At 65.1% G+C, this 7,895-nt stretch carries 6 protein-coding genes; 2 read left to right on the forward strand and 4 right to left on the reverse strand.

Annotation, left to right across the window (positions count from 1 at the left end; translation table 11 throughout):
- The 3 genes from VR74_RS06060 to VR74_RS06070 form a co-directional block, all read right to left on the reverse strand.
- Window positions 1-1,913, reverse strand: a 1,913-nt coding sequence (locus tag VR74_RS06060; protein WP_045695180.1) for a DNA gyrase subunit B, incomplete at its 3' end; no start/stop codon positions are given.
- 170 nt (window positions 1,914-2,083) lie between these two features.
- Window positions 2,084-4,090, reverse strand: a complete 2,007-nt coding sequence (locus VR74_RS06065) for a DEAD/DEAH box helicase (RefSeq protein ID WP_045695182.1) — start codon at window positions 4,088-4,090, stop codon at window positions 2,084-2,086.
- Window positions 4,091-4,220: 130 nt separating this feature from the next.
- Window positions 4,221-4,745, reverse strand: a complete 525-nt coding sequence (locus VR74_RS06070) for a DsrE family protein (RefSeq protein WP_045695185.1) — start codon at window positions 4,743-4,745, stop codon at window positions 4,221-4,223.
- Window positions 4,746-4,844: 99 nt separating this feature from the next.
- Between VR74_RS06070 and hemN the strand changes: the two genes are divergently transcribed.
- A complete protein-coding gene (gene hemN / locus VR74_RS06075; RefSeq protein WP_045695186.1) occupies window positions 4,845-6,194 on the forward strand; it encodes an oxygen-independent coproporphyrinogen III oxidase in 1,350 nt (449 codons plus the stop codon).
- Here hemN and fghA read toward each other — a convergent pair.
- Window positions 6,191-7,030: an S-formylglutathione hydrolase gene (fghA, locus tag VR74_RS06080; RefSeq protein ID WP_045695188.1), complete on the reverse strand. Its 840-nt coding sequence runs from the start codon at window positions 7,028-7,030 to the stop codon at window positions 6,191-6,193. The genes hemN and fghA overlap by 4 nt on opposite strands.
- A gap of 59 nt (window positions 7,031-7,089) precedes the next feature.
- On the opposite strand from fghA, the gene VR74_RS06085 reads away from it, so the two are divergent.
- Window positions 7,090-7,895 (forward strand): glutathione S-transferase family protein (locus VR74_RS06085; RefSeq protein ID WP_045695189.1); only part of this gene is annotated, 806 nt, incomplete at its 3' end.

The following is a 7,895-nucleotide window of genomic DNA, read 5'->3' on the forward strand; positions in this document are numbered from 1 at the left end:
GTTTCCGGGGCGGCATTGGCGCTCATCGCGCCGGACAGGGCGGCGTGCTCGATCAGGTCTGCCGGGGCGCGCATGGCGAGGCGCTTGAGCGCGGCGCGGAAATTGGCGGCCTGGCGCACGCGGTCGCGCAGGTCTTCGCTGCCGATCTGTGTGCCGTCGGCGAGGATCAGCGTTTCGCCCGTGGTGCCTTCGCCGATGAGGTAGGCTTCGAGTTCCGCATCATCCTTGACGTAGCGTTCGGAGCGCCCGCGCGTCACCTTGTAGAGCGGCGGCTGGGCGATGTAGAGATAGCCGCGCTCGATAATCTCCGGCATCTGACGGTAGAAGAAGGTGAGCAGCAGGGTGCGGATGTGCGCGCCATCGACGTCAGCATCGGTCATGATGATGATCTTGTGGTAGCGCAGCTTTTCGATGTTGAACTCGTCGCGGCCGATGCCGGCACCGAGCGCCATGATCAGTGTACCGACCTGGTCGGATGAGAGCATCTTGTCGAAGCGGGCACGCTCGACGTTCAGGATCTTGCCGCGCAGGGGCAGGATAGCCTGGTTGTCTCGGCTGCGGCCCTGCTTGGCGGAACCGCCAGCGGAATCACCCTCGACGATGAAGATTTCGGACTTGGCCGGGTCTTTTTCCTGGCAGTCGGCGAGCTTGCCGGGCAGGCTCGTGATGTCGAGCGCAGACTTGCGGCGGGTCAGCTCGCGCGCCTTGCGTGCGGCCTCGCGCGCGGCGGCGGCCTCGACGATCTTCATCATGATCTCGTAGGCTTCCTTGGGATGCTCCTCGAACCATTCAGACAGTTTCTCGCCCATCAGGCTTTCCACGACGGGGCGCACTTCGGACGAGACAAGCTTGTCTTTCGTCTGGGAACTGAATTTCGGGTCAGGCACCTTGACGCTGAGCACGCAGGTGAGGCCCTCGCGGGCATCGTCGCCGGAGATTTCGACCTTGGACTTCTTCGCAATGCCGGTCTCGTTGGCGTACTTGTTGATGATGCGCGTCAGCGCGCCACGGAAGCCGGCAAGGTGGGTGCCGCCGTCGCGCTGGGGGATGTTGTTGGTGAAGCAGAGCACGTTCTCGTGGTAACTGTCATTCCACTCGAGCGCGGCCTCGACCGTGACGCCGTCCTTCTCGCCGATGACATAGATCGGGTCGGGCACGATCGGCGTCTTCTGGCGGTCCAGGTGCTGGACGAAGGCCTTCACGCCGCCCTCGTACATCAGGTCGATCTCGTAGACATCGGCGTCGCGCTCGTCGCGGAAGATGATGTGCACGCCGGAATTCAGGAAGGCGAGTTCGCGCAGACGGTGTTCCAGCGTCTTGCGGTCATAGTCGGTCATGGTGAAGGTGGAGGCAGAGACCATGAAGCGCACGGCTGTGCCGGTATAGGGCTTGCCCTTGTCGGTCATCGGCGACGGGCCGCGCGTGACGAGGGGCGCCTCGACACGGCCGCCATCGACAAAGCGGACCCAGTGTTCGTGGCCTTCGCGGTGGATGGTCAGTTCCAGCCAGTCGGACAGGGCGTTGACGACGGACACGCCGACGCCGTGCAGGCCGCCGGAGACCTTGTAGGAATTCTGGTCGAATTTCCCGCCCGCGTGGAGCTGGGTCATGATGACTTCGGCCGCCGAGACGCCTTCGCCGGTATGCTTGCCGACGGGGATGCCGCGGCCATTGTCGGTGATCTCGGCGCTGCCATCGGGCAGCAGCGTGACGGTGACGCGGTCGGCATGGCCGGCGAGGGCTTCGTCGATCGCGTTGTCGACGACTTCGTAGATCATGTGGTGCAGGCCCGAGCCGTCATCGGTGTCACCGATATACATGCCTGGGCGCTTGCGGACGGCCTCGAGGCCCTTCAGGACCTTGATGCTGTCAGCGCCATATTCGGGGGTTTGACCCGTGATGTCTTCGGCCATGCTGGCGTCCTCGTCGATTCGTCAGATTTCCCCGTATTTATAGGGGGTTTCGGCCCATAAGGGAAATGAATCGGAGGGTATTTTGCAGCGCAAAAAAGCCCCCGTTTTCTGCAATGAAAACAGGGGTTTGGAGAGGACGATTGCGGTACTTTCCGGCGCCGGGGCCGGGTTCAGTCCTGGCCGGGCCTTTTCTTGAAGGTTTTTGCCGGTTTGGGGCCTTTTCCAGCCGCCGTTTTGGGCTTGAACTTCGGCTTGCCGGCACCGGCTGCGCCGCCCGGCTTGGGCTGGGCCTTGAAGGGCTTTTTGTCTTTCGCGCCGTCATACTGGATATAGTCGCCGAGCGATGGTTCCGCCGTGGCGGGCCTTTCCCATTTCGGCTTTCCGGGCTTGTCACGGGTGTTTGCACCGGGATCCCAGTTGCCGTCATCGCGTTTGACGGGACGCTTCAGGTGGGGTTTGACGTGGGGCGTGCGGGGACCACGCGGGGGGCGGTCGTCGCGCGCCTCGGGCGCCGGGGCGCCGTCGAGCGGAAAGGCACGGATGCCTTTCTCGAGCGCGTTGCCGTCGCCGAGCGAGGCGAAGAAGCGGTCGGCGGCTTCTTTCGTCAGTTCGACATGCGTCGATGAGGGATTGATGCGGATGGCGCCGATGTCGTCGCGCGACAGGCCGCCTGCCTTGCACAGCATGGGCAGCAGCCAGCGCGCTTCGGCATTCTTCTTGCGGCCAATGTTCAGCGACACCCAGGCGGCGTTCTCAAAGCCCTTGCGTTCGACATGCGGACGCTTTTCGCGCGGGCCGCTGTCATTGCGGTCGGTCCAGTCCGGGCGGTCACCGCGCTCCTTGCGGGCAGGTGGTGCCCGGTCGTCGACATCACGCAGGTCTTCCGGGGCCGAGCGGCCTTCGCGCTGCTTGCGCAGGAATGCGGCGGCAACCTGTTCGGCGCCATGCGTTTCGAGCAGCTTGGCGATCATGTCGGCCTCGCTCTCGTGGATCGGGCGGCTGAGGGCCGGATCGGCGAGGAGACGGGCATCATCGAGGGCGTTGATTTCCTCGGCCGTGGGCGGCTTGCCCCAGGTCGCGTCAATCTTGGCATCGTGCAGCAGGCGTTCGACGCGGCGGCGGCCCTTGGGGGCCACCAGGAGGGCGCTGACGCCCTTGCGTCCGGCGCGGCCGGTGCGGCCCGAACGGTGCAGCAGGGTCTGCGGATCGCGCGGCAGGTCTGCGTGGATGACCAGGCCGAGATTCTGCAGGTCGAGGCCGCGAGCGGCGACGTCGGTTGCAATACAGACTCGGGCGCGGCCGTCGCGCAGCGACTGGAGCGCGTTGGAGCGTTCCTTCTGGCTGAGCTCGCCGGACAGGGCGACGACGGGGAAGCCCCGGTTGCCCATGCGGCTCATCAGCTTGTTGACGGCAGCGCGGGTGGTGCAGAAGACGAGCGCGCTTTCGCTGTCGGAATGGCGCACGATGTTGACGATGGCGTTCTCTTCGTCGCCGGGGGCGACGAGGAGCGCCTTGTATTCGATGTCGACGTGCTGGCTTTTCTCGGCCTCGGTGGTGACGCGCACGGCATTGCGCTGGTAGCGGCCGGCAAGGGCGGCAATGCCCTTGGGCACGGTGGCGGAGAAGAGCATGGTGCGGCGGGTGGCCGGCGTGCCTTCGAGGATGTGTTCGAGTTCCTCGCGGAAGCCCATGTCGAGCATTTCGTCGGCTTCGTCGAGCACCACGACGCGCATGTCGGAGGTGACGAGCGAGCCGCGCTTGATATGGTCGGAGAGGCGTCCGGGCGTGCCGACGACGATATGGGCGCCGCGGGCGAGGGCTTTTTTCTCGTCGCGCATGTCCATGCCGCCGACACAGGTGGCAAGGCGCGCGCCCGTGGAGGCATAAAGCCATTCCAGTTCGCGGGCGACCTGCTGGGCGAGTTCCCGCGTTGGCGCAACGATCAGGGCGAGCGGGGCGTCCGCATTCGGGAATTTCAGTTCGGTGCCGAGGAGGTCGCCGACCATGGCGAGGCCGAAGGCGACGGTCTTGCCGGAACCCGTCTGGGCGGACACGAGCAGGTCCTGTCCCGCCAGTTCCGGAGCAATCACAGCCGATTGCACTTGCGTGAGGGTCTCATAGCCGCGTGTGGCGAGCGCCTCGGCAAGGGCCGGAGGAACGAGGGTCGTATCAGTCATTTAGCATTTGTCTTTCAAGGGCGTGCGCGGGGAATCCATGCGCAGCGCACCGTTCTGGCTTGGAACGGTGCGAGGTTTGGCCGCTCATTGCACGTTTCAGGCCGCATTACCACAGCGGCTGTCATTGCCCTCAGAAAGGGTTGAGGGTGTAGCCCTGCTGCTGGAGCAGGGCATGGGATGTCATGGCGGACAGGGAAATCGTGATTCCGGGCAGGAGATCTTCCTGCGCGATGTCACGGACAGCGGCTGTTGTGCCGCAGAGATCAATACGGGTGCCAGCTGCGACAAGTTCGGCGATGATACCGGCATTCGGGTTTTCATGACCCAGCTTTTCGGCAGTCAGGAAATCCGCCGATGCCCCGCCATGCACCACGATTGCGGCGGACAGGTTCTCCTGTGCAATACCCGAAGCGGCGTGCATGTTGAGGAAGCGCGCCACTTTTTCGAGATCCCGGCTGATTTCGCCCTTGGGCGCCGCCGCCGACATGTCGAAGGCCACTTTCATCACAATGCCTTCGGGCAGGCGGGCGTCCTCGCGGGGGGCGTATTTGCCGTAATCAGGCACCAGTGTGCCCGCGACAAGGGCCTCCTCGCCGGCATGGGCGGCAGAGGCGAGGCAGAAGGTGGCGACGAGCATGGTGACGGGTCTGATCATGAAAAGGCTCCTTTGGGGCGACGCTAGCACCCTGTGTGGCAAGGGGACTAGGGGGTTTTCCGGAGTTCCGCCGCGTGCCGCCTTTGTTAGCTTTCCGGCATGAAACCGAATTGGGTGACCTTCGCGCAGCGGCCGGTGCCGCGATACACAAGCTATCCGACGGCCGCGGACTTTGCGCCGGCTGTCGGCGAGGGGGAATCGCGGGCCTGGGCTGCGGGAGTGGCACCCGGGTCCGCGATTTCCGTCTATGCGCACATTCCGTTCTGTGAGCGGCTCTGCTGGTATTGCGGCTGTGCGACGACGGTGCCGAACGGCTATGGCCGGATCGCCGCCTATGTCGGCGTATTGCACAAGGAAGTGGACCTGTGGGCCGAGGCGCTTGGGCCGCATGGCGGGCTGGCGCACCTGCATCTCGGCGGCGGGTCTCCCAATTCCCTGTCAGCAGACGACATGGGCGGCTTGATCGGGCATATCTCCCGGCGCTTCGGCCTGAGGCCAGATGCCGAAATCGCGATGGAGCTGGACCCGCGTGTGCTGTCAGAAGCGCAGGTCAAGGCCATGGCGGCGGCGGGCGTCAACCGGGTGAGCCTTGGCGTGCAGACACTGAGCGCGCAGGTGCAGACGGCGATCAACCGGTTGCAGCCGCGCGAACAGGTCGAGCGGGTGATCGCATGTCTCAATGCGGCGGGGATCAGCCAGCACAACATGGACCTGATGTATGGCCTGCCGGGCCAGACCGTGAGTGATGTCGAGGAGGCGGCGGCCTTCGCCGTGCTGCACAATGCGGCCCGCGTGTCGGTGTTCGGCTATGCGCATGTGCCCTGGTTTGCCAAGCATCAGGCGGCGATCCGCGAGGACATGCTGCCCGATATTGCCGCGCGCTTTGCACAAGCCGAAGCGGCGTCAGCCATCCTGCTGGATGCCGGATACGTGCCGGTCGGGCTCGACCATTTTGCGCGGGCCGATGACAGCCTGGCGATTGCGGCCTCGGCTGGCCGGCTGCGGCGCAATTTCCAGGGCTATACCGACGACCCCTGCGACACGCTTGTCGGGCTGGGCACGTCGTCCATCTCACAATTCTCCGAAGGCTATGTGCAGAACCTGAAGGATCGCAACGCCTGGCGCGATGAGGTGGAAGCGGGCCGCCTTCCAAGTGAACGCGGCGTTGTGATGACTGAAGACGACCGCCTTCGCGCCCGGGCAATCGAACGCCTGATGTGTGACCTGCGCGTCGATGTGAATGCCGTCTGCGCCGAAATGGGTGCGGCGCCGGATGCGCTGGACGATGCGCTGGAGACGGCGCGGTTCCTGGTACCGGCCGGCCTGTGCACGGTGGACCGGGGCGTCGTGACGGTGCCATTCGATGCGCGCGTGATGCTGCGGACGGTGGCGCAATGCTTTGACGGGCGGTTCAAGCCCGCGCCCCGGCGCCACGCGAAGGCGGTCTAGGCTTTCAGCACTTTGGCATGATGGGCGATATGGTCGTCCATGAAGGTGGCGATGAAGTAATAGTCGTGCCCGTAGCCGTCATGCAGGCGATAGGTAAGCTTCTGCCCCGCGGTGCGGCAGGCCTCGATGAAGATGTCGGGCTGAAGCTGTGTGTCGAGGAATGTGTCGGCCCGGCCGGTATCGATCAGCAGGTGCGCACCGGTCTGCCGGTTCTGGACGAGTTCGGTGGCGTCATACTGTTCCCAGGCGATCGAGGGCGGGCCGATATAGGCGGTGAAGGCCTTCTCGCCCCACGGCACGCGGGCCGGGCTGGTGATGGGGGAAAAGGCGGAGCAGGAACGGTAGGTGTCGGGGTGTTTGAAGTGGAGGGTCAGGGCGCCGTGGCCGCCCATGGAGTGGCCGAAGATGCCCTGACGGGTCATGTCGGCCTTGAAGTTCGCCTCCACCAGCCGGGGCAGTTCCCTGGTGATATACTGGTCCATGCGGTAGTGCGTGTCCCATGGCGTTTCGGTGGCTGTGAGATAGAAGCCGGCGCCCTGGCCGAGATCGTAGGCCTCGTCATCGGGCACATGGTCGCCGCGCGGGCTGGTGTCGGGCGCGATGATCATGATGCCATGCTCGGCGGCGGCGCGCTGCAGGCCCGACTTCTCCATCACATTGGCCCATGTGCAGGTCAGGCCCGAAAGGTACCAGAGAACCGGCACCGGGCCGTTCAATGCCTGTGGCGGCGTATAGACGGCGAAGCGCATCTGGCAGCCGAGAAGGGCTGACGCGTGGTCATGCACGCTGAGCAGGCCGCAAAAGCTTGTCCATTCGGAGACGGTTGATAGGGTCATGCTGAAGCGCTCCTGAAGCTGGGCGGACAATGGCCTGAACCGGGCAGGAGGATCAAGGCATGGCGGCATACGTTCTGTACGGTTCGGAAGTGAGCCTGTTTTCGGGCAAGGCGCGGGCCTATCTGCGCTGGCGCGGGGCTGATTTCGAGGAGCGGCTGGCGACGCGTGACGTGTATCGGGACGTGATCCTGCCGAGGGTCGGCTGGCCCGTGATTCCCGTTGTCGAAATGCCGGACGGCGAACTGGTGCAGGACACGACCGATATCATCGAAACCATCGAGGCGCGCACGCCGGAGGGGCCGCGCGCGATTCCGGCGGGGCCCGTGCAAGGGGTCGTGTCGCGGCTGCTGGACCTCTATGCCGACGAATGGCTGGTCATCCCGGCGATGCACTACCGGTGGAATTACAATGAGGACTGGATCTATGGCGAGTTCGGGCGGACCTCCGCGCCGGACGCGCCACCCGCCGAACAATACGCCATCGGCCGGAAGAATGGCGAGCGGTTCAAGGGGGCCGTGCCGATGCTGGGCGTGTCCGAGGAGACCATCCCCGGGGTGGAGGCGGCCTATGAGGCGTTCCTGAAGGACATGACCGCGCATTTGCGAAAGCATCACTTCATGTTGGGCGGGCGGCCATCGCTGGGCGACTTTGCCCTGAACGGGCCGCTCTATGCCCACCTGCTGCGCGACCCGGAAAGCGGCCGTCTGATGGAGCGCCTGGCGCCCGGCGTGGCGGCCTATGTGCGGCGCGTGCAGGCGGGCGAGGCAGGCGATGGCGACCTGCTGGCCGATGACGGCGTGCCGCCAACGCTGGAGCCGATCCTCAGCCGGCAGATGAATGAGCAGATGCCGGTGATGGTCGAGAC

It is taken from the genome of Hyphomonas sp. BRH_c22 (assembly GCF_000961795.1).
Lineage (GTDB): Bacteria > Pseudomonadota > Alphaproteobacteria > Caulobacterales > Hyphomonadaceae > Hyphomonas.